This window comes from Endozoicomonas sp. ONNA2 (genome assembly GCF_024606365.1).
In the GTDB taxonomy this organism is placed as follows: Bacteria; Pseudomonadota; Gammaproteobacteria; order Pseudomonadales; family Endozoicomonadaceae; genus Endozoicomonas.
The window spans coordinates 1-2,237 of the sequence record NZ_JAHHPO010001008.1; the positions used below are offsets into that span (position 1 = coordinate 1).

General features: G+C 45.3%; 1 protein-coding gene. It reads left to right on the forward strand.

What is annotated here, in order from left to right:
* Positions 1-1,048: 1,048 nt before the first annotated feature.
* Complete coding sequence (locus KDK14_RS17780) at positions 1,049-2,023, forward strand: hypothetical protein (RefSeq protein ID WP_257266533.1); 975 nt, start codon at positions 1,049-1,051, stop codon at positions 2,021-2,023.
* Positions 2,024-2,237 lie beyond the last annotated feature (214 nt).

Here is a 2,237-nt window from a genome sequence, read left to right on the forward strand (position 1 = left end):
AAGAGGATGGTATAAAAATCAGAAAATTCCAGATTTAAGTGAGGGGTGCTGAATAATTACCTGTCCTTTTAAAGATGAACCATCAGTCAATGGCATGAAACCCACTGCCAGAGTGTGATGATCTGGCGCTGGTTTTAATGTTTGGCCGCCGCTACACCGATGTGTGGCTGCCTCGAATACGGGCCGGATACTTCCTGGCAATGACTGGGTTGGCAGATTGGGGCGCCAGTCTCCGAACAGTTGAGTACAACGAGATCAAGAAGGTTGTGTTCTCAAAAGGGAAACTTCAGCAAATAACGGAAAGATTTGACGAAGAATGACTGGTTGATATTTGACCAGTCATTCTCACACCGCCTGCTTGCAAGGCTTCCCTTTATCCCCTAACCGTTTATCCACAACCTTTTCCACACAAATTCCGGATAACTGAAACAGGGGATAATAATCGTACTATCACGTACCACAACGGTTTATCACAAATTACTGACAGTATAAACACAGCTTGCCAACAACTTATCCACTGACTTCTGAAACAGCGGGGTAGTTTCTTTATTCGTGAACTCCTTCAAAGAAGAAGCCCGATTCTCAAACCCACAAACATCAATTGAAAACCTTTTGCCAAGGTATGACCGATACCAGTGGACAGCAAAAAGTGTCATCCTGAGCCATAAAACGTCTCGAAGAAATTTGTCATGACTGAGGAGGAGATTACTCGAGCCATTTAAAGAAAAGACAAGCCTCTTTAATTTTATTGTGCGGCACGCCTCGCATGATATATCAACGACTCAGTTGGCTCCTGCCTTCCAGGATCCAGACCGGCCATATGTTTGCTTGAGTCTCGTGCAGACATTGTCTTCTGTAAGTAGTTGGCCAAATGGAATCCTTTATTTCTGACCAGCCGACGATACTCCGCCAGCCCCTGAACCTGGCAACGCAATGGACAGAAAATTTTTGGTACGTTCTGGGTAGTGAAAATGAACTAATCCTGAGTTATCTGGTCTGATTTACACGATACCTTTAAAAAATTAACTGAAACTAATGGAACTAACGTATGACTCCTGATACCCCTGTTCAGCTGAGCTGGCTTGAAAACATTCAGTACAATTACCATACCGAAGGATTGAAAAGTGCCCTGTTCGCTGTTTTCTGCTTCTCCGGCCAATCCAGAACTATCTCAGTGGCAGCGGCCCAGAATTACATCAACGCCTTTTCTGAATCCAGGCTAACCCCGGTCCTGAATACAAAAATTGCCAGCAGGACAGTGGCTCATAGTGCTCCGGGCAATTTGCAGGTTCAGGCTTCAACATCAGAGCCTGCTCCGAATAGTACTACAACTACACGGTCTGACTCAGAGCCTGCCCCAACCTCTCAGCCATCACCCGTCACTGAGGATACAGCCCCACAGCCAGCGCCTTTGGTCAACACAGCTCAGCTTGCAGAACAACAAAGGCTGGGTCAATTGCAGGAGAACATGGTAAAACTTGCTCAGTTGGCTAACGATTATCTGGTAATCGTCGGGAGTGTATCTGGAATACCAGCGGCTTCCATGTTTATACCCGCAGAACTATCGGAAATTGAGAATCCCGAGAAAGCCCTCACTGCAGAAGAAATTATCAGCAAACTGAGAACCTGGAGTAAGGAGTTAAAATTTGAATTTGACAGCATTATGGACTCATCACAAACGATTACTGATGAATCAGCAGCACAAGCCCTGAGGGAGTTCAGAGCGAGATTTGACAAACTGGAATCCGTAGAGAATGCAGGGTATACGCTGGACCATCTCTTTGAGGGTGTGGAATCCTTGATGTCTGACATCAAAAAGAATGCCCCTGATAATCAAACCCCACAACGCGATTCATCTTATGAGAAGAGAGCCATTGCTTCGGCCGGAAAATTACAAAAGCTAATAAACGAAGGCCATTCAGTTCTCGACCAGTTTCTTGCTGTGACACAGGGTAATGAAAATTATCGGGAATTAAAAAGTAAATTGGATTCCCATTTTCAGCATATTTTTAATAGGCGATGAATTAAAAATAGCCAGGCGGCTGTCCGGGAATAGCGCCCGACTGGGTGACCCCGTCGCCAGGATTACCAGAAATTGAGGCTAAAAATTCCTGATTCTGTGGAGAATACCCTGCAGGGCACAATTAGCGGGGCTGTTTGAGGAAGAAGCAGGAGTTTTTAGACCAATGGCACTGACTTAAGCTTAAAAGCCCGGTAAACAGGGACATTGATATAGG

What these genes read in the sequence shown, in the direction of transcription:
- KDK14_RS17780 (WP_257266533.1), top strand. Translation starts at nt 1,049, where the DNA reads ATGACTCCTGATACCCCTGTTCAGCTGAGCTGGCTTGAAAACATTCAG.